Annotated in this window: 13 protein-coding genes and 2 pseudogenes; 1 reads left to right on the forward strand and 14 read right to left on the reverse strand. The window is 44.1% G+C overall.

Annotated elements, in window-relative coordinates; translation table 11 throughout:
* Positions 1-38 precede the first annotated feature (38 nt).
* From AB5062_RS01180 to AB5062_RS01245, 14 genes and pseudogenes are all read right to left on the reverse strand, one after another.
* Positions 39-335 (reverse strand): DUF4133 domain-containing protein, encoded by a 297-nt coding sequence (locus tag AB5062_RS01180; RefSeq protein ID WP_007569249.1) that lies wholly within the window; start codon positions 333-335, stop codon positions 39-41.
* 12 nt (positions 336-347) lie between these two features.
* Positions 348-713: a DUF4134 domain-containing protein gene (locus tag AB5062_RS01185; protein WP_007569248.1), complete on the reverse strand. Its 366-nt coding sequence runs from the start codon at positions 711-713 to the stop codon at positions 348-350.
* 74 nt (positions 714-787) lie between these two features.
* Positions 788-1114 (reverse strand): DUF4134 domain-containing protein, encoded by a 327-nt coding sequence (locus AB5062_RS01190; RefSeq protein WP_004289321.1) that lies wholly within the window; start codon positions 1112-1114, stop codon positions 788-790.
* A 1-nt stretch (position 1115) separates the two neighbouring features.
* Positions 1116-1565 carry a hypothetical protein gene (locus tag AB5062_RS01195; protein WP_007569247.1) on the reverse strand — a complete coding sequence of 150 codons (450 nt, stop codon included), beginning with the start codon at positions 1563-1565 and terminating at the stop codon, positions 1116-1118.
* 241 nt (positions 1566-1806) lie between these two features.
* The gene (locus AB5062_RS01200) at positions 1807-2694 is read right to left on the reverse strand and encodes a toprim domain-containing protein (protein ID WP_007569241.1); all 888 of its coding nucleotides are present in this window, start codon (positions 2692-2694) and stop codon (positions 1807-1809) included.
* Positions 2695-2775: 81 nt separating this feature from the next.
* Positions 2776-3900 (reverse strand): AAA family ATPase, encoded by a 1125-nt coding sequence (locus AB5062_RS01205; protein WP_007569240.1) that lies wholly within the window; start codon positions 3898-3900, stop codon positions 2776-2778.
* Positions 3878-4252: a helix-turn-helix domain-containing protein gene (locus AB5062_RS01210; protein WP_004294465.1), complete on the reverse strand. Its 375-nt coding sequence runs from the start codon at positions 4250-4252 to the stop codon at positions 3878-3880. The genes AB5062_RS01205 and AB5062_RS01210 overlap by 23 nt, the downstream gene beginning before the upstream one ends.
* 198 nt (positions 4253-4450) lie before the next feature.
* Positions 4451-5095: a hypothetical protein gene (locus tag AB5062_RS01215; RefSeq protein WP_044301893.1), complete on the reverse strand. Its 645-nt coding sequence runs from the start codon at positions 5093-5095 to the stop codon at positions 4451-4453.
* 257 nt (positions 5096-5352) lie between these two features.
* A complete protein-coding gene (locus AB5062_RS01220) occupies positions 5353-6483 on the reverse strand; it encodes a site-specific integrase (RefSeq protein ID WP_007569236.1) in 1131 nt (376 codons plus the stop codon).
* Positions 6484-6691: 208 nt separating this feature from the next.
* Positions 6692-7309 (reverse strand): annotated as a pseudogene (locus tag AB5062_RS01225) (RagB/SusD family nutrient uptake outer membrane protein); the annotation flags it as partial.
* Positions 7310-7327: 18 nt separating this feature from the next.
* Positions 7328-10486, reverse strand: coding sequence for a TonB-dependent receptor (locus AB5062_RS01230; protein ID WP_004318652.1), 3159 nt, complete (start codon positions 10484-10486; stop codon positions 7328-7330).
* A gap of 391 nt (positions 10487-10877) precedes the next feature.
* Positions 10878-14846: a two-component regulator propeller domain-containing protein gene (locus tag AB5062_RS01235; RefSeq protein WP_004318650.1), complete on the reverse strand. Its 3969-nt coding sequence runs from the start codon at positions 14844-14846 to the stop codon at positions 10878-10880.
* A 72-nt stretch (positions 14847-14918) separates the two neighbouring features.
* A complete protein-coding gene (locus AB5062_RS01240) occupies positions 14919-16967 on the reverse strand; it encodes a hypothetical protein (protein ID WP_004318649.1) in 2049 nt (682 codons plus the stop codon).
* 629 nt (positions 16968-17596) lie between these two features.
* Positions 17597-18724, reverse strand: a complete 1128-nt coding sequence (locus AB5062_RS01245) for an AraC family transcriptional regulator (protein ID WP_004312658.1) — start codon at positions 18722-18724, stop codon at positions 17597-17599.
* A 177-nt stretch (positions 18725-18901) separates the two neighbouring features.
* Here AB5062_RS01245 and AB5062_RS01250 point away from each other — a divergent pair.
* Positions 18902-20186: pseudogene (locus AB5062_RS01250) on the forward strand (IS1380-like element ISBfi1 family transposase).
* The last annotated feature ends 228 nt before the right edge of the window (positions 20187-20414 follow it).

The raw sequence follows: 20414 nt of genomic DNA on the forward strand, positions 1-20414 counted from the left end.
AAGACCACACGTTGCCCGTGATGGTTTTTCTTTTCTTCTCACAGTTTCTTCGAGTGGGCGTAGATATACACTCCGCGACCGTCTTTCTTGGTATGCAGCCCTTTCCGCTGTTTGAGCATGATAAGCGCAATACCCGTCGAGACGACCGCAACCAGCACGACCAGTCCGGCCACGAAACCCACGAGGCAGTAGGCGATGATAAATCCGACGATGGCTCCGCCGGCAACGCCCGCCGCCCAGTAGATGTAGCGTCCCTGAATACCCATGAACTCCAAAGGCCGTTGCAGGCCCTTGAACAGCGGGTAGTCGGGATAGCGTTCGTCCTTGCCTTTCATCGTGCGGGAGGGTTATGCGCCGATACCGAAGAACATCGGAAGTGCTTGTGCGGCAGCGATTAAGAAAATACATGCGCCAACGATCATCATAATCTTTTTCTTCACGTCCTGTTCCTCGTTGTTCATGGCGATGTACACCGAGATAGCGCCTACGATAGCCACTACACCGGCAATGGCGTAACACAGTTTGACCATGACGGGGACGTACTTGGCGATTTCCTCCGTCACGGTCGCCAGTGCGGTCGTACCGGCGGAGTAATCGCCTGCGGAGTTTTGGGCCATGACGGCCGTCGTGCCACACAGCAACATCAGTGTGAGCATCTGTACCTTTTTAGCAGAAAACATTCTTTTCATTTGTCTTTTTGTTTTTTGAAACATGATTATTTATTTTAGGGTAAGTATTGCAGTTCTTTCGAATCGTTATGGCGGCACCTCATTCCTGCATCCCGTTTCTATATGCGATAGCCGAAAAAGGCAGGAAAGACAAGGAAGGCACCGATCAGGAACAGGCACGCGCCCACAAGCGTTACGACGGACTTGGTAATACCGTCCTCGCCCGTGTTCATCTTTACGTAAATCTGGAATCCGGACACAATCACACAAATCCCGGCGATGGCACAACAGAGAGCTTGGACGTAGAACATCATCGTTACCACGTAGTCGTGCATCGTCGCCAGCGCATCCGCCCCCCAACTGTAATTCACGCTGCCACTTTTCGCCAGAGCCGAACAGGGGATGATGGAACAAAGCGCACATAGTATCTTCTTCGTTTTCGACATCTTACAGCTTATCTTTGACCGGTCTCCATTTCAGGCTGGGACGGTTGTCCAAGCGTCCTTTGGAAATCATTGCCTTATACATCTCTTCGTCGGTAAAGCCGTCGGACAGGTAGGGTGCGACCTTTTCCATCTGTGCCTCTGCCTTGGCTTTCAGCCGTTCGAGCCGATCCTTGGCTGTTCCATCTTTTTTCCCGGTGTCGCCGTTTTGGGCGGCAGGCGAAGCGGCAGGTACAGTCTCCGTGCCGTATGTTTCATTTCCGATTTTGAACCCGGTCTCGTTCTCCGAAACCTCGACACTCTCTTCCGTGGAATCCATCGGACCGAGGTCGAAAACTTCCTCGTCAGTCTTCTCCGTTCCCTTCTTTCCATACAGGTCACGGATGATATTGACCGCGAAATAGACGATGTACAGCACCGTCAGTACAAGGGCGAATATAAAGTATGAACCCATCTGTTTTTAAGTATGAAATTAAACTTTAATTGAACTTTGAAAGTACGGTTGCAAAGAAAAATATTATATTTGATGTAACAAAAACTCTTTATATCAAACAGTATTTTATTACATAGAAATAAGTTTGAAACACTAAAATTGAACTTTAATTTCATACTTTGAGGTATCGAAGCAGAAAAATCGGGCATAAAAAAAGCCCTCCGGGAGGAGAGCTTTCAAGGGAAAGGGTAACGATGATGCCTTACCGTTTCTTTCCGCGTAGGTAATCGTTCAGGTCCTTGTATTCGCGATAACGGGGTGCTTCGTTGCGTACACGCCCGCCATACATGCCGGCGATGGTCTCTTCCGTTTTCTGCCCTGCGAGATCATTGTCGAGATAACAGTGGATTTCCTCGTACACCTGCAAGTGTTCCAATGCTTTTTTCAGGTTGTTCACCGAGTTCATCACGAGGTAATCACAAGGTGCGTCGATGCAGACCGTATCATCACCCGCCTGTTTCAGCGTCAGGTAAGAGAGAAAATCCATGAAGCCCTCGAACACGCAAACACGGTTCTGTGTTTCACCATGAGATTGCCTGATGACAGAGATGTCCTTACACCGGATACAGCCCTTATAATAAGGATTGCGCACCTCGTACCCGCCCGCCGCGTTGCCGAAGGCAAGAGCGAAGTAGCGCCGTTTACGTAATTCATAATGGACCTCCCGGCAGAACATGCGGCCGATGTCCCCGTCGATTCCACGGGAATGAAGGTACGAGAGTAGCGCATGGTGCTGCAACGGCACGACGAGCACGTCCTTCATGTCAGCTTCGACGGGACGGGGTGTTGTCCCCGGAATCCGCACTCTTTGTATCGGGGCAGCATTTTCATGTCTCCCGATACAGGCAAGCACTTCGCTCACGCTGTTCGTCCGGTACAGGTATTTGCCCAGTTCCACAAGGTCGCCGCCCGTCGCTGCGCCAAAGTCATACCATTCGTTGAGCCGGTCGTTGACCTTGAACGACGGAGTGCGTTCATCGCGCAGCGGTGACAGATACCAGTATTGTTTTGATATCACACTCTGGGGATGGTAGCCGAGACTGGCGAGATAGTCCACGATACGCAGTTGTTTTGCTTCCGCTATGGTCATGTCATTTTCTTTTCACTTGTTTTCAAAAAACAGTTTACTTTGGTTTTTCTCCTATATATACCCGGACCAAAGTAAACTAAATTATTTTTCACCTTCCGCTTCCTCGCATTCTTCGTCGAAAAGCAGGGCTTCGGTCGGGGTCACATCGTAATAAAAGAGCTTGTCCCGTTTGACGATCAGCTTCAGGTTTTCCGTCAGGTATTGCAGCAGTTTTATCATGACGCTGCGTCCCCGTTTGAACCCGATAGCCTCATAGGAAGCCATGAGGGCCTGCAGCACGTTCTCGAAACCTTTGATGGGCCTGTCCCCGAAAGCGGCGGAAAGTGCCTCCCGGTGCTGTTCGATGGACAAATCCATGAAGCTGCTCCGGGCTTTCGGTCTTACACTGCCGTCAAACGAATAGTTATCCACCATGACCGGCAACCCTTCGTCATCAACGGAAAAGGCGAACGGTTTGAACTCCTTCTCGCGGATATGCAGCGCATGAACTTCACTGATAACGGGATTCTCCGCACTTTTGGTGATGACCAGCACCGTTTCCGCCTTATTGCTCATTTCCGTACCGATATGCCCGCGCACATTGTTGTCGCCCTTGTTCAGGTGTAGCACACAATGGATGTGCAGGTCGTATTTCGACGACCACTCCATCATCTTGTTGATGACCTCCACCGATTCGCTGGTGCTGTTGATGTCGAGCATCAGGTCGCGGATGCCGTCTATGATGACCAGCCCATACCCCTTGTTCTGACGCAGGGCATAGTCGATAACCCCGATACGGACGGCAGGAGTGTATTCCCGCAGGCAAATGAAATCGAGATTCTCGTTGTCCGTCGTGGTGGGCAGCCCCGCCAGGCGGAGAATGCGTTCCAACACGTTGTGGCAATGGAAACGGCTCTGTTCAGTGTCCACGTACAGAATCCTGCGTTTGCCTTCGGGCAGGTGCGCCCGATAGTTCAAGACCTGCCGGCCCGCCAGCGACGCGGCGACGATGGCCGAGACGTTGAACGTCTTTTTCGCCTTCGCCTTACCCGTCGAAGCGCTGAAATTACCGAGCGTCGCTATGGTGGAGTTGTCAATCCATATAATCTGGGGCGGAGTCTCGTAGGTGTCCGTGGCCTTTATTTGCGATGCCGTGAGGATATCCGACAGGCGGTTCTCGTCCAGCTCCGCCCACGAGTTACGGTCAGTTCTTTTTTCGTTTTCCATAGCGCTTCTGGTTAAAGAACGGTTGGGTTGCGGACACTTCCGTCGCCATACGCATGGCATCGTCCACCGTAGGTTCGTAGTTTTGCAAGAGCCACGCGTCCAGCTCTTCCTTCGCAAAGTAGAGCATCTTGCCGCGAGGCTTGTAGTGCGGGATTTCCTTGTTCGATGTGAGTTTGTACAACATACTTTCGGACACGCCGATATACATGCACGCCTCTTGAAAAGTGAAGACCTTCTTGGTCGTGTAAATGGTATTTTCCAGCAAAGCCACACGCTCCAACAGACCTTCCACCGGTTCCAACTTCTTGAGAACCGCTTCTATGGCGGTCAGCCGTTCGCTCAACCGCTCCATGAATGTTGTTCTGTTTTGCATAAAATACATGTTAAAATTAGACAATGGAGAGTTACCTCCGTTATGCAGCGCGCTAACGGAGGTCAAAGTTATGTGATGTGAACCGGACAGCCGGAAATACCGGCGTGATACTATGCACGTATCACGGCAATTGTCACTGTTTTATCTTTCACATACTTGGCTTTTTGGCACTTCGTGTTATATTTTCAGTCGGCTGACGGCTTTTCGTATGCCGAGGTTTGCCGATGTAATGTTGTTCCTCGCCGCAGACAGGGCGGACGAGAGGCTTGAAGCGGTAACGTATCTTGTGCCGTCTTTGGACAACAGGAACCGCCCCTTGTCGAGAACCGACTGCCAGTGAGGCAGGATGAAGGTGTTTTCGAGCAACGCGTCGAACAGGACCGCCACATGGCGGATATTGTTCACACGTATGCAGAAGCCCTTCTTGCAGGCAAAAAGCGCTTCCATGTCCTCGATGCGGAGTGTGGAAACGCAAAACAGATGATAAGCGTTGGCGCAAGCCACAATACCTGTCATCTGTTCACGGGAAAAATTACAACCGAAGGAGAGAGGTGGATCGTTTCTGGAATCTTCTATACGTGAAGAGCCGAACCATACTCCGGCAATGTCGTACTTTCGTTTCAAGGCCATGCACTCCTCGAAAGAAAATGTTTCTGCGGTAAAGAGGCTTTTGACGAGACTTGTGCAATCGATCAACAGCCCTCTGATGATATGGATGTTCATTTCATGGCAATTCCTGCAAACCGCACTGTTGCAGTCGATGTACCGGTGACTGTTTATAAAGTCATCCACATAGCGGCCATACCGTTTGCCGCCTGCCATGACGTCTTGAAGATAAAGCTCCCTCGCTTCGGAGAGCAATTCGTAAAATTCTTCCGCTACATCCTGTTCCGTAGCGAAGTGGTGCAGATGTGGTCTCCCTTCAAAAAAAGAGAGGACCTGTTGTTTTGTCCTTTCATGTCGAATTGTTTTTATGGGTTTATACTTATTATAATAGTGGCATTACTTCGACTATTTGAAAAGTCGGAGAAAAGCCGGAAATATTTACCTGTAAATTGAATTTGACATGTATAACTACATCAGTCGAATAGCCCGTTGACCAAATTGACTGCTTCGTCTTTTTTCTGGTTGATGATTTTGGCGTACACCTGTGTCATTCTCACGGAGGTATGACCAAGCAGCTTCGATACGGTATAGAGATCCGCACCGAGCGTCAGCATCATGGTCGCGAATGTGTGCCGGGCCGTGTGAAAAGTAAAACGCTTGGTGATTCCGGCCGCTTCGGCCCACGGCTTGAGATACTGGTTGATGTTTGAAGGCAAGCTGAACACATGGTCATCCGCCGCCTTGTCCTCACGCTCCGGCATCCACTTCAACGCCTCGTTGGAGAGTGGCAGGTAAATCGGTTCTTTGGTCTTCTGCATAGCCACCGCCAGACGGTATTGGCCGTTATCGACAAAGACATTCTTCCATTTCAGGCCGACAATATCGCTGATACGCAGTCCGCAGAAGCAGGAAAACAGATAGGCGTTTTTAACCCTCCCATCCTGTACCGGAGTGGCAATCAACGCCCGTACCTCTTCGATGGTCATATAGGACCGCACGCTCTCCGGCATTTTGGGCTTCTCCGATTTTTCCATTTCATTAAACGGATTTCTCAACAACCGTTTAGCCCGGACGGCAGCGTTCAGGGCACCGTTGAATATCTGATAATAGGTATTGCGTGTAGATGCTGCTATCGGCTTTCCTTTAGGGCGGAAGGTCGTCAGCATGTAGTCGATATAGCCTTGGCAAAAAGCGAGGTCAACCCGATCCAACAAAAACCTTTCCCCTGCATATTCTTTCAGGATATGGGTAACGGCCTTGATTTGACCGATGCCTTTCTTGTCGCGTTTCTCTTGGTACTCCAAATAGGTTTGCATCCAGTCCAGCAGATAAACCTTATCTGTATGGTTCACGATACCGGCTTCGCCGCTGGTCAGTTCGATAATGCGTTTCGACTTGATGGCATTCGCAGCGGCCATTGTTATTTCATTCTGCCGACGGGTATTGTTGTCCGTTCCCGGGATAAGATACAGCTTCAGGTACTCATATGTCCGCTTGCCATTGCGGTATATATCCAGATACAGACTTTTGCTGCCATCGGACAAATCCTTCATCCGAAGACGGATGGGCTCTTTTACTTTTTTAGGCTTCTTTATTCGTGGCATAATCGTATTCTTTCATTCGTTCTTTTTCGTATGCAAATGTACGAATTAAAACCGAAATCAAGAAACAAACAAGGAACAAAAATGTACCCAAAAAGAACTAATTAACAGAAAATAGCGAAAACAACTGAAAGAAACGATTTCTTTATAAATGTCTGATATAAAGCCTATTTACTTGTACTTATTTGGATTTTATTTTCATCTTTAATATGTCTGTTTGTTTATTGGCAATGAAATCGACACATGTATCATAAGGAGAACGGGAGGTCATCATCTCGGCCGGAGAACTTTCCATTGGTATTTCCTTGTCAATAATAACTATCGGTCCATAGTACTCCAGCATGATCTGATGATAATACCCGATCAAAAACAGCGCTTCACCTTTCCACCAGCTCAGGTTTTCGGGGGTAATGTCCGATACCCTATCCAGATTATTAAGCACATTATAGCAATTGCGGATACTTTCCCATACTGCTTTCTTCACAGCACCCTGCGGATAAGATTTTGCTGTATTGCTCCATAATGAGTAATAAGTCGTTGTTGGGGATTCTTCCCCATAAACCAGACTGCGGAAATGAAACCAGCGCGTTGTTCCTCCTTTGCTCGTTATGATTTCGTTTCCTCCGGTAAAATCAGGAAATTGTTGGGGATGGAAATAGTTAGGGATATTCGCGTAGCAAGACAGTACCATTCCTTCAGCCTGATATTGTGTCCGGTAGATATCATCCACGGTAGCAGTACCTTGCGGAACCACATCAAGAAAATCACATGATGCCATCATTAAACAGCCGATTGCCGACAGGCATAACTTTGTATATATATTTTTCATAACTTATTCTGTTCTTAATTAATAATGAAACTGAATCCCGATCTTGGCCGTGCGCTGTAGCGGATATTTCAAACCATTCCCACTTCCCATTTCAGGATCCCAGGTACTGAACGGAGAGAATGTCAGCAAATTAGTACCTGCTGCATACACACGCAGCCACGGGAAGAAGGAATAGCCCAGTTCGGCATTCTTCAGGCGCAGGAAAGCTGCGTTACGTAGGTAATAAGTGCTGGTTTGCGCATTGTTCGTGATAAATTCGGGTGATAATCGGGGATAGGCGGCACCGGCTACATTATTGCTTTCCGACCAGTGGTCATCAACGATATACTGTGCAATGTTATATCCTTTATGGCCCGCTTCGCTGAACGGATGAATATCGCTCATCATTAAACTGACTTTGGCCACTCCCTGGAAAAACAGAGACAAATCCCACTTTTTATACTTCAACGTTCCTCCAAAACCATAGATAATCTCCGGAATTTCAGGATTGCCGATAATCGTCCTGTCATAACCATTCACCACGTTATCACCATTCAGATCTTTATATTTAATATCTCCCACCGTATAATTTCCGAACGACTGTTTGGGAGATCTGTCTATTTCCTCCTGAGAAGTAAACAATCCGTCAGACACATATCCCATAATACTGTTTATCGGGTGTCCGATTCTTGAAGAATAGGGTTCTACATTCACCGGTTCGTCTATCTCCGTAATCTCATTATGTGCATAGGTCAGACTACCGTTCAGGCGGAGCACCCAATCTTTGCCAATTACTTTGCTGTATGCTACACTCATATCCACACCCTTATTCTTTACCGAGCCAATGTTGGCATAAGGCAGCATACCTGTCACTCCCATTGTTGAAGGGACGGACGAACGTTGCATAAAAATTCCACTACGGTCTTCCTTGAAATAATCAATGGTTATATCCATAGATTCAAGAAGGGTCATATCGACACCTAAATTCAGCTTTTTCGATTTCTCCCATGTAGCGTTCGCATTACCATAAATATTTACAAGCGGCCCATTCACGCGGGTACCGCTACCAGTCCACCAATCCAAATTATTATTCATACTGACTTCTGTTACATAGGGAAAGCGAGTGGCAAGCGCATCATTTCCGGTCAATCCATAAGTAGCTCGGATTTTCAGAGTGGAAACTGTTTTTTTTAACGGTTGGAAAAACTTTTCATTAGAAATAGTCCATCCTAGGGCAATCGCAGGGAAGAATCCGAAACGATGCCCGCTTCTGAAATTCTCCGAGCCATTATAACCAAAGGTAGCCTCAAGCAGGTAACGCTGACCAAAACTGTAGGTCAGACGTCCGGCCATCCCTTGCTCACGGTAAGGAAGAAGATCTTTTTCAGCTCCGCCGTCCTTCACTTTCTTGGTTTCTTTCATGTGGTAAACAAGGGTAGCTCCCACATCATGTCCACCAAACTGGCGTGAGTAGTCCAGCGCTCCCTGTAAAGACCAGACACTCTCTGTCGGATCACGCCCGGAATTGCTCTTCAGATAAGGTTCTCCCGGCTCACCGATAGTCGAAGTCTTATAAAGGTAGTTTCCCTGATCATCCATCGTATAGTCATCAGATACTTTATAGTAGAAAGGTACAATCCAATGATCCAGCCAGTTAAAACTGTAATTATAGAAAGATGCCAGTCCGGTGAGTTTTAACCCTGGTGTGACAAACTTCAAGTCCTGTTCGAGATTGAAAGCGGTCGTCATATAGACATAATTTCGTTCCGTATAACCTTCACTCAATTTGGCGTAAGGATTCGGCTCTGATTTTCCCACATCCCACGGATCATTGCTACCGTAGCGGATGTATGTATCCCCTGGTTCAGCAGGAAGTGTAGCAGGAAAACGTACGGGATTCCCATGCATGGAATAGGCGAACAAATTCCGGGTACTTGTTTTGGGGGCATGGTGGTAGAACAACTGCGTATTCATATTTAGCCCCACTTTCGTCGTAGAGGTAACACGGGCTGTCACATTACTCTGAAACAGGTATTTCTTGTTGCGCATACCCACATCAAGCTTATCTTCCTTGGGTTGCCGGATGATACCATTTTCATAGAAGATTCCAGCATTCAGGAAGTAATCCACATTTTTGCTTCCGCCCTTGATGGAGATATTCAAATTCTGATTAACGGCGAAGTCTTTGAACAACATACTGTACCAGTCATTGTTTGGGAACAGGTAGGGATTTGCATTGGCACGTGTTTTATCTATCTTATCCCGGCTATAGAAAGGCTCATACTCTTGGTTATTGGCAATAGCCTGATTATAAACGGCTTCATTATACATATCCATGTAAGTCGGGCCATCTGCCATTTTCTGCACATAGGTAGGCATGGAGAAAGTATTATCAAAGCGGATATCTACAGACATTTTCTCGGAAAGCTGTCCTTGCTTGGTAGTAACGATGATAACTCCGTTAGCCCCCCGTGAGCCGTATAGGGACGTTGCCGTAGCATCTTTCAGCACAGAAAACGACGCGATAGATTCTGGAGGAATATTGTTCATCATCGTAGCGTTGATTTCCACACCGTCAAGTATGATCAGCGGTGAGGTATTCGAACCAAAAGTTGATATACCACGTATATAGAATTTCGCCTCATCAGAGCCTGGTTCACCCTGTGTTTGTACGGCGATGATACCTGGAACGTTCCCGGCAAATGAAGTACTAAGATTACTGGATGTCATCTTCAGGTCTTCCGGCTTCACTGCCTGCACAGCTCCCACGAGGGATTCTTTCTTTTGTTTGCCAAAACCGACCACGACCACTTCATCCAGCATCATACTCCTGTCCGGAGTCAAATTAACGGAAATGAACTTCTTATCTTTTACCACTACCGTTTTCTTCTGGTACCCAACATATGAAATGGTCAATGATGCGTTCTTTGCCAACTGTATAGTGAATATACCGTCCACATCTGTTATAACCCCGTTCTGCGTTCCACTTTCCAATACGGTAGCTCCAATAACAGGCTCTCCGTTTTCGTCTCCCACATATCCTTTCATTTCTGCTTTTACTTCTTTTTGCTGGCTCTCGTCGATCTTTCTATTATCTGCCGCCGTTACAACGGAAACGGGAAATAATGTGAAGGCTAACCATAACAGGATGCAACAGCTTTCGCTGGTAAGGCATCCTTGTTTTACTTTACAGTTCATATATCAATAGATTTTTTGATTAGTAGTGTAGATTTTTCTCTGAAATACAGGGAGGTATGTCGTAATGCACGATGTACCCTCTTTTTTATTCATTACTATACAACTCTGTTCATTTTCTTTTCTATTATTCATTGTGTGTGCAATTTATTTTATAATTATTTCTTTGACTTTATATAAATTACAGTACAAATTCTCAAACTAAGAATCGTTTATATATACGATAGGAAAACAACTCTCTCTTCCGCCCGAAGGCTGGCTGGCAAAAAAAAGTAAATACCTTGTCATACATCAAATTTAGTTGTTAATATATTTGCAAAATTACCCGGAACAACTCGGATAAAATATCAGAAAATGACCTGATATTATAAAATTTAAAGCAAAATACATATTACTAGTGCGATATGAAATCTTTAGGCAGTACTCCGAACTGTTTTTTAAAACAGCTTGAAAAATAGGAGGGGGTACTGAACCCTACCATGTAAGAGACTTCCACCACTCCATAGGTTCCTTCTTTCAGTATGGAAGCTGCCTGCTTCAAACGGAAAAGGCGGAGATATTCGTTCGGACTCATATTTAGGATTCCTTTCAATTTCCGGTAAAAGTTGGAACGTCCCATATTCATTGCATCCGCTATATCATCAATTTGCAGGTCCGTATTATCAAGATGGCGTAATACATACTCATTTAACTTGCTAATAAACATCTCATCGGCCTTTGTCTGCGCCATTGCATCTGCTTTGATAAAAGGAAATTCAATAAAGTGACGGCGTAATCTTTCCCGATTACTCAACAGATTTGCTACATTGGCACGAAGATACTCCATAGAAAACGGCTTTTCAATATACGCATCCGCCCCTTCTTCAAGTCCTTCGATTCTTGATTCCAGATTAGTTTTAGCTGTCAATAATATTACAGGAATATGACTATAGTCCAGATTTTGTTTCAGATGCTTGCATAATTCAACCCCGTCCATCAGAGGCATCATAATGTCACTTATTATCAGATCCACAGATTTCTGTTCAAGAACGTCCAACGCCTCGACCCCATTTTCCGCAATCAGTACATGATACAATGAAGACAATTGCCTGAACACAAAAGCAAGCATATCCTTATTATCTTCTACAACCAATATGGAAGCAACCTCTCTTTTATCTTTATCAGAAACTTCACGATCTTCATCATCATACCCAGGTTTCTTATGTTGTTCTTCCGAATCATCCGGAAGTGTCTGGTGTAATATTGGAATGGAAAGAATGAAACGGTTACAATCTAGCTCCCGGTCCATCACCAGCATACCTTGATGCAACTCTGCCAAGTAACGAGCCATAGCTAATCCGATGCCTGTGCCCGAGACAATATCTTTCCCGTCCCGGTATTGGACAAAGGCTTTAAAAATATTTTCACGCATTTCGATAGGGACTATATTCCCATCATTACTCATAGAGATAGTGAACACCTCATTCTTCTCATCAACAGACAAATGGAGATAAACGTATGTCCGGGCATATTTCAATGCATTAGCAAACAGATTACTGAGAATTTTGGTCAAAGCCTCTTTGTCAACAGAAGCCAACAATTCTTCCTCTGGAACTTCTACTTCAAGTTTAATTCCCCTTTGCTTTGCCAAAGTGGTGAAATACTTATAAACAGAGTGGACGATAGTACCGATATTATATTCTTTCGGATTCAATTTAAAACCTTTATTTTCCGCTTTACGGAAATCAAGTAATTGGTTTATCAGGTTCAGTAACCTCTCCACGTTCTGATCCATAATTTCCAATTCCATCCTTACATTTTCGGAGAGTTCCCTATCAGCAAGTACATTCTCCAATGGGCACTTTATCAGTGTTAAAGGAGTACGGATTTCGTGTGCCACATTTGTAAAGAAATCTATCTTAGTGGTGTAGAGTTCCTGCTCCTTTTCCTGTTCGAACTTCTCCATCTCTTTACGCTGCTTTTCAATAGTACGCTTCCTTAAATAAAAGAAGAGGGCGAAAAATGTACCGAGTATCAATAGGATATAAATCAGGTATGCCCATACGGATAAATAAAACGGGGGCAATATCCTGATCCCCAATGTGCGTACATCTGGATTCCATACACCATCACTATTCGCACCTTTCACGCGTAACATGTATGTCCCATAAGGTAAATTGGAATACGTAATAGGGCCCTTACCCGCTGTATGCCATTCGGAATCATACCCTTCCAGTCTATATAGCAGTGTATTCATGCTCGGTGACTGATAACTTATCGCAGCTATCCTGAAGGAGAACGAATTCTGATTTGACTGAAGTTCGATATGGTTTGACAAAGTGATACTTTGTTTCAATGGAGAGCCTTTTTCTCCGACTACCACCTTTTTATTAAAGAGCATAAAATCGGTAATCAAAACAGAGGGTAAAAAATCATTATCAATAAAGGAGGAGGGGGCAAAGGAGATGAAACCGTTAATACAGCCAAAATAAATCCGTCCATTCTTATCCTTATAGCTGGACTGGTAATTAAACTGGTTACTCAGCAACCCATTAGCAACTGTATACACTTTAAAACTGGAATTCTTCGGGTTAAAATGCACCAGCCCTTTATTGGTTGAAACCCAGAACAATCCCTTTTCATCTTCTTCAATCCGATAAATGACGTTGCTTGGCAGACCGATACCGTCATAACGGACAAAGGTGTTGGCGGAAGGCACAAAGCGGCAGAAGCCACCTCCTTGTGTGGTAAACCATAGCTGATTTTGACTGTCTTCAAAAATACTCAGCACCTTATTGGATGGAAGGGTGGACGAGTCTGCTTCCTCATGTACGAAATGTTCCCAACCACCTGTACGGACATTCTTTTTATAGACGCCATCGGCATAAGTTGCCAGCCATAAATTCCCCTGCTTATCCTCCTTTATATAATAAACAAACGTCCACCCAAGTTCGGGGACGCGTTTAAAACGTTCCGTATCTGGGTTGTACCGAAACAATCCTATTGTTGTTCCAAGATACAGATCGCCCGCAGTTATCCGGCAGATAGAAAAGATATCACTTGCAATATTATCATAGTGCTTTACAGCGTATGTCCTCAAATCAATACGCTTCAATCCTTTTGCAAAATTCCCAACCCACAGATAATCTCCGTCCAAATACAATCCGTGAACATTATGATAAATATCCGGATGAATGAACGGTTCGATTTTTCCAGTACTAGGATAATAATGGAAAAGCCCCTTATCTTCTGTACCTATCCAGAGTGTGCCGTCATGGGCGGCACAAAACTCCCGCACCCTTTTTCCCATTTTGTTTGATTCTTTCTGGGGATAGACTTTATCAAAGTAGGTATATTGCCGGGGGTAATAATTCACACCCCCAAAATAAGTCCCTATCCACATTCCGCCTTCACGGTCTTTGAGAATCGAATAGATGGCATTGTCAGAGATTGAATAGGGATCACCGTTGACGTTCTGCAAGTGGATGATTTTTGCCGTGTGCAGATTATAGATATAAAGTCCCGATTCGGTTCCTATCCATAATTCGTCATCTGAATAAAATGCAAGTTCCCTGATATAAATATCACCTCCCAATTCATCCTTGGAAAGAAGGGTACGGATAGTCTTATTAGTTAGGTTCACTTCTTTCAGTCCGAATACAGTTCCCACATACATGCAATTATAGGGTCCGGGGAGCAATTTATAGATGTATTCATCTCTGAAAGACACTTTTGAATCTTCTGGAAAAATCGGAGTTAAAGTTTTAAGCTTGTCTTTTGAATAATACAGATTTCCATCACGTATGTCCAACCAGCAGACATCGTCCGAATCAAAATAGAGTTGGCCGGAAGTTTTAAGGTTCAGAGTACCGGACCCGTCCGACTGATAATTAACCAACTGGCTATCCTGGGGATTGTAATAGAAGATTCCCCGCGTCTGAGTTACAACCCAGATACCTCCTTTCTGGTCCCCAGTTATCAGATTGACCGTACAGTCTATATCTATGTTTGAATTACTTATCAGAGTAAAATGCCTGACCTTTTCCATTTGTGGGCAATAGACATATAGGCCTACGTCTGTCCCAATCCATATTTGCCCAAGATTGTCTTCATACAAAGAAGTGATGAAATTATTGCCCAAGGTTCCGGATTCTTTCATGAAAGTCCGAAAAGAGATACCATCATACCGGTCAAGACCATCCTTCGTCCCAAACCACATAAATCCTTGTTTATCCTGAAGGATGGCATGGACCGTATTCTGGGATAATCCATTATTGATATCAAGTGAACGGAATGCATATTGTCCTTCATTCAGAACGGCAAGGGAATAAAGAGGCATCAAAGAAAGAAGTATTAATATAACTAAAATACGTAGTCTCTGCATTGTCTTAATTGTTAGTTTCATTAATTAACATACAACAGGATATAAGAATATCCTGAAAAGTGGATATCAGAGCTATTTCAACAGTATATTCTCAGTACGTCCCGGTGTCAGCAATTCCCAAAGGGATGCTACCGTCCAACCGGGAGCAAACATGTCATTATAATATCCTTTTCCATTCCTTCCATAATCCCAGTTGGTGTGCTGGATCACTTCCGGATAATAACCAACTTTTATCACTCCACACATATGTCCTTTATAAGGAAGTAACTGGCACATGGAAGTAGAAATGACTTCAGCAAAATCAGAGAAACGAGGTTCATTATACTCTTTGGAAAGCCAACGGAGCACATCGGCAAATTCAAAAATAAATACATCAATATGATTATTCTCCACCGAGACATTTCCCCAGCCGCGAGTTTTCAGACCGATATCACCCAACATCTGCCCGGGAGCAAACGGAACGTCCCAGACGTAATACCAGGACAAGGCAAAATAAGCCGCTTTTCGTGTCAGAGAGGCATAGTGGTTATGTTCCGTACCATTTGTTATCAATGATAAATAGTAAGTTGCCGTAGCGGTATAGAGGGAAGCTTCCTTATCCTCACAGTTTGCATCCAGCGTAGAGGAGAAATAGTCAGCCTTTGATATAAGCTCTTTTTCCAGATATTCCGCAGTACGCCGGGCAGCGGACAGATAGCGTTTGTCCTTAAAATATTTATATCCCATAACCAGAGGTAATGTAGCGGATGGAGTACTTCCTCCACTTCCGTCAACAACTGTAAAGTCATCATGGAATTTACGTGGAAAACTTCCATCTGGATTTTGCAGTTGCAAGAACATATCGAGCATTTTCTTTAAGCGTTGTTCCCAATCAGGATGGTGACGTTTATACTTCTGTTCATAATTCAGATAATGAAACATGGCATAAATTCCTTCCGACTGACGACGTATGCTATGCACTGGGCGTTCTTCTTTCACATCACTATCATTTTCCAGATTTACCCATTCACGCAAATAACCGGTTTCCGTAAAGCCATTTTCTAAGTAACTATCAAATATCTTTTTACTGCTAGCTGCAAGGTCATCACGTCCATTCTCATTGCCAAACTCCCATGCATTGAAAGCGTTTAGAAGTACGCGACCGACAAAACCTATCTCTGCTACATTCATGTTGGCACAGGCTGCCACTTTCATTTCAGGGCTGGAGTAATAGGCAAGAGCTTTGTCCCCAACAAAACTTTCCACAAAATAATTGCTCAGCACTCCTTTTATCTCTTCTGGAGAAAAAGGTATTTTCACAGGTTGGGGACGGTATGTATCATAACAATATTCCCAAGTATGGCAAATAAAATCTGAGTAGTCTGTAGCCTGCCCCTCGATAAATTCCCAGGTCAGGAGTACTGTTTCTCCTTTTTTTAGATATTGGAAAGATGTAACCTCCGGAGCCAGCGTCAACTTACGAATATAGGTTTTAGGAGCTTCTCGGTAAGGAAATCCAAAAGATAGTGTTGATGTTCCGTCATGGCTCTCAAAGCCGGTGAACCCTAGGGACGTTTTGCCCGAGAGGATGATTTCGCCTGTTTGGTGGGTAGCAAGGGCATCCCATTGAAAATCGTCCTTGCGTGCCACAGTCATATAACGTCCATCTTTCTGATTGAAGATACCGGTAAGGGGTGAGCTCAGACGATCCTCACGTACCAGCCAACTCTCTGATATATGAAATGAAGGAGCACCTTTAGGAGAACGTAAATTGCGACTATACCAGAATCCTGGTAGATAAAACATACAGTCATTATGTCGGAAGCCTGTTTTCAACTGTTGTTGATAATTAAAGTACACGTCTTCCAATGCCGTAATACTTACTACCATTACACATTTAACATTGTCACGTTCTATTCTCTCTGTAATGATTAATGGTATTTTTTCTTCAGACTCTAACAGATAGATTCCCTTATCATCAACGGCTCCTTGAAAAGCAAGGGAATAGTTTCGTGATTGATTACCGGGAACCTTCAAGGAGACTTGTGCAGATATTCTTTTATATATATCATTAACAGTCCTAGCATCAATAGTAATAGTACAGATCATCAGGCAACAAAGCATACATCTTAATTTTGTCATATAAATCAGATAATTTAGTTTATTAATATTCTTTTAATTTGCGTTCCAAAATTAGGATATTACGTATACAAAGAATGTGATTTTTTGAGCAATTATTATAAGATTTCAGTAGAATTCATAAGAAACAGCCCATTAAGTATTTATTTTTTAATCCTCTATTAAGATCCCATTACAATATACACTTATATTTTTATTGGGATATTTAATACTACAAATGTAAATGTGTCAGAATGCGGGCACAACCTCAGGTCCCTAGCCTTTGTATTGACGAGACTTCTTTAAGCTGCGGAGAATTATATACTGTTGTCACTAATCGTGCGGGACGTGGTGGCAGAGGTACACTTGTGACCATGATACGTGGCACGAAGTCTGAAGACGTCATAAAGGTGCTTGAAATGATTCATGTCTCCAAGCGCAAGACAGCCAAAGAGGTCACTTTAGATCTTTTGCCGACCATGATGCGGATCGTCTGAACGGCTTTTCCCAATGCCACTATGACAGGTTATCGGTTTCATGTACCTTAATTCCGCAATACTATTGTAAATTAAATCTTTTAAGTAGAGGTTGTGTCAAAACGCTGACACACCTCTTTTAAATGCTATTTAATGCGAAATTACAAAAATACGCATTTAGATGGAGGCAAACTGTTTGCGCCATTGGCTAGGTGACATGCCCGTTTTTTGTTTGAATATACGATAAATCCATGTGTGGGATGAGAAACCGCACTCTGTGGAAATAGCGTCAATGCTATATTCGGGGTTGGCTTTCATCATGCGAACAGCCTCATTAAAACGAATGTCGCTAAGCCAGGTTCTAAAATTGGTGTATTCTGACTGATTGAAGTATTCTGTCAGTTCGTTTTTCTTGTATCCCAACTTGGTAGCTAGCGAATAGATGTTAACTTCATAGTCCTTATAAAATCCCTCTTCACACCATTTCTTGAGGGCTAATTCTATTTCCATCTTTCTATTAGCTGTCAAGATATTTGTGCCATGAGTGTTCTTGCCGTCTTTCATGTCTTCTGCTTCCGTGACTTTTGCTTCTGCGTCATTTTCCTCAGGAATGACTTCTTTGGGTGTGATGTAATAGCCCATAGCAATGAAAGTGTGGACGAAAAAGATGACAGAGAGTAATATCAAGGGACCTATTATATATAATAAGGTATTGAAGAGGATTGCTACAGGAAGGAGTCCAGCAGCAAAGTATAGCAAAATGATGCTGGCTTGCGAATAGCGCACGTATGGAATCAAGTCGATTCCGAAATTCTCCATGAGCTTCTGCTTTCGGGCTTTTGTTTCTTTGCGAATGATAAGAATAAAATATGCCATGCTAGCCACAAAAAGACCGAGCATCACATAGAGCATATTGCCAATGTGTAAACTTTGACTTTTGAACATGCCAATGACGAAAACTATGGCGATGAGTATGTATGCCATCATACCACGTAAACAATACCGTCGCACTTTGTTGCCTGTGCTCTCTATGTTGATTATGGAGAGAGTGATGGCAAATGCCACTGGAGTATAGAACAATATGTTGAATGCTGCGCCCACATCGGTACCTTGTGCACGGAGTCCATGAATCATCTGTAAGAGGTAGTGGACGGAGAAGAATAGCATGGATGCAACGAGAATCCATCTTGATATTTCGTAGCGCCACACCTTCCATCTCACCTGCAAACTTGCCATGGCTAATTGCAATGCTAGCATGGCTGTAATGACGCAACATACAAGTTGTAATATGAATAACGATTTCATAGTATTGTTATTACCTTAATTCCGCAACACTATAAATTTTAACTTTTATAATATCCTGAACAACAAAAAGTTCTTGGACAAGCCAAGCGGCAAAGCCGAGCGGCTCAGGATTTTGTCATGTCAAAGGATTCACTTAACTTAGTGTTGCAAAAATAGTCAAACAAAACCTCATCAAGCATGGTAAAAGTACAAATAAAATCCGAGAAACTCACATCTTTTGGTGGTATATTTCCAATTATGGAGAAATTCGACAGGATGTTGTCTTGTACAATAGACTCTACTTTAGGTTTGCGTAGCAAAGTGTATGGCTATCAATATAGCGAGATAATACGTTCTCTGATGTGCGTATATTTCTGTGGAGGGTCATGTGTCGAAGACGTGACCTCACACCTTATGGAAGCACTTTGCTTGCATCCACCCCTCCGTACATGCAGCGCAGACACAATACTTAGGGCCATTCGTGAATTGACCACACCGAATCTGACCTACAGGTCTGATTCGGGCAAAAGCTACGACTTCAACGTGGCTTCCGACCTTAACAATCTGCTTGTCAATGCATTGCTGGCAACTGGACAGTTGCTGCCAGACAATGAATATGACTTTGATTTTGACCACCAGTTCATTGAGACGGAGAAATTTGACGCAAAAATGACCTACAAGAAGTTTACCGGTTACAGTCCAGGAATAGCAACGGTCGGCGATGTCATCGTCGGGATAGAGAACCGCGACGGCAATACCAATGTCCGTTTCCATCAGGAAGACACTCTAAAACGTATTTTTGAGCGTTTGGAGAATGCCAGAATACATATAAACCGTGCGAGGATGGATTGTGGCTCATGCTCTGAGGCTATGGTGGAAATGGTGGAGAAGCACAGTCGGCATTTTTATATCCGCGCAAACAGGTGTGTATCGTTGTATGACGATATCTTTGCCTTGCGCGGATGGAAGACCGAATACATAAACGGTCACGAGTTTGAGATATGCTCCATCATTGCAGAGAAATGGGTCGGCAAAGCGTACCGCCTTGTCATACAGCGGCAAAGAAGCATCAACAAGGAACTCGACCTGTGGGAAGGGGAATATACATACAGATGCATACTGACAAATGACTATACTTCGACAGACCGTGACATCGTGGAGTATTACAACAAGCGTGGCGGTGCTGAGCGTGTATTGGACGACATGAACAACGGCTTTGGCTGGAAACGGCTGCCAAAATCGTTCATGGCGGAAAACACGGTGTTCCTGCTTCTGACCGCTTTAATACGAAACTTTTACAGACACCTCATATCTGACGCAAACATGAAGAGCTTTGGACTTAAACGCACAAGCAGAATCAAAACTTTTGTATTCAAGTATGTTTCTGTCCCTGCAAAATGGATTAAGACTGCAAGACAGCACATACTGAACATATACACAAGCAATGGCATACATGATGGCCTTCAAATTTGATTTTGGGTAGCCTCAAATCTTCGTGGCCTTTTGCGTATTGCCTCAAGTCGCATCATGGGGTAAGGGGATTTTGTCTCTTGCGACTGCACCATTAGGGTTCTTTACGAAAACGAGTCGTTTTAGAGAGGTATCTGCAACCCCAGATATCAAAAATATTACAGGTTGCGGATTTTAGGATGTACAAAAGCTCTTTTATGAGGCAATTGATGAACTCAGGATTACTTATCGCTGAAGGGCA

Origin of the sequence: Phocaeicola sp. RTP21359st1_B8_RTP21360_211022, from assembly GCF_040911965.1 — a bacterium.
Classification (GTDB): Bacteria; Bacteroidota; Bacteroidia; order Bacteroidales; family Bacteroidaceae; genus Phocaeicola; species Phocaeicola vulgatus.

Coding starts and splice junctions, on each gene's coding strand:
- AB5062_RS01180 (WP_007569249.1), bottom strand. CDS start 335: ATGAAAGGCAAGGACGAACGCTATCCCGACTACCCGCTGTTCAAGGGC.
- AB5062_RS01185 (WP_007569248.1), bottom strand. CDS start 713: ATGTTTCAAAAAACAAAAAGACAAATGAAAAGAATGTTTTCTGCTAAA.
- AB5062_RS01190 (WP_004289321.1), bottom strand. CDS start 1,114: ATGTCGAAAACGAAGAAGATACTATGTGCGCTTTGTTCCATCATCCCC.
- AB5062_RS01195 (WP_007569247.1), bottom strand. CDS start 1,565: ATGGGTTCATACTTTATATTCGCCCTTGTACTGACGGTGCTGTACATC.
- AB5062_RS01200 (WP_007569241.1), bottom strand. CDS start 2,694: ATGACCATAGCGGAAGCAAAACAACTGCGTATCGTGGACTATCTCGCC.
- AB5062_RS01205 (WP_007569240.1), bottom strand. CDS start 3,900: ATGGAAAACGAAAAAAGAACTGACCGTAACTCGTGGGCGGAGCTGGAC.
- AB5062_RS01210 (WP_004294465.1), bottom strand. CDS start 4,252: ATGGAGCGGTTGAGCGAACGGCTGACCGCCATAGAAGCGGTTCTCAAG.
- AB5062_RS01215 (WP_044301893.1), bottom strand. CDS start 5,095: ATGGCAGGCGGCAAACGGTATGGCCGCTATGTGGATGACTTTATAAAC.
- AB5062_RS01220 (WP_007569236.1), bottom strand. CDS start 6,483: ATGCCACGAATAAAGAAGCCTAAAAAAGTAAAAGAGCCCATCCGTCTT.
- AB5062_RS01230 (WP_004318652.1), bottom strand. CDS start 10,486: ATGAACTGTAAAGTAAAACAAGGATGCCTTACCAGCGAAAGCTGTTGC.
- AB5062_RS01235 (WP_004318650.1), bottom strand. CDS start 14,846: ATGCAGAGACTACGTATTTTAGTTATATTAATACTTCTTTCTTTGATG.
- AB5062_RS01240 (WP_004318649.1), bottom strand. CDS start 16,967: ATGACAAAATTAAGATGTATGCTTTGTTGCCTGATGATCTGTACTATT.
- AB5062_RS01245 (WP_004312658.1), bottom strand. CDS start 18,724: ATGAAATCGTTATTCATATTACAACTTGTATGTTGCGTCATTACAGCC.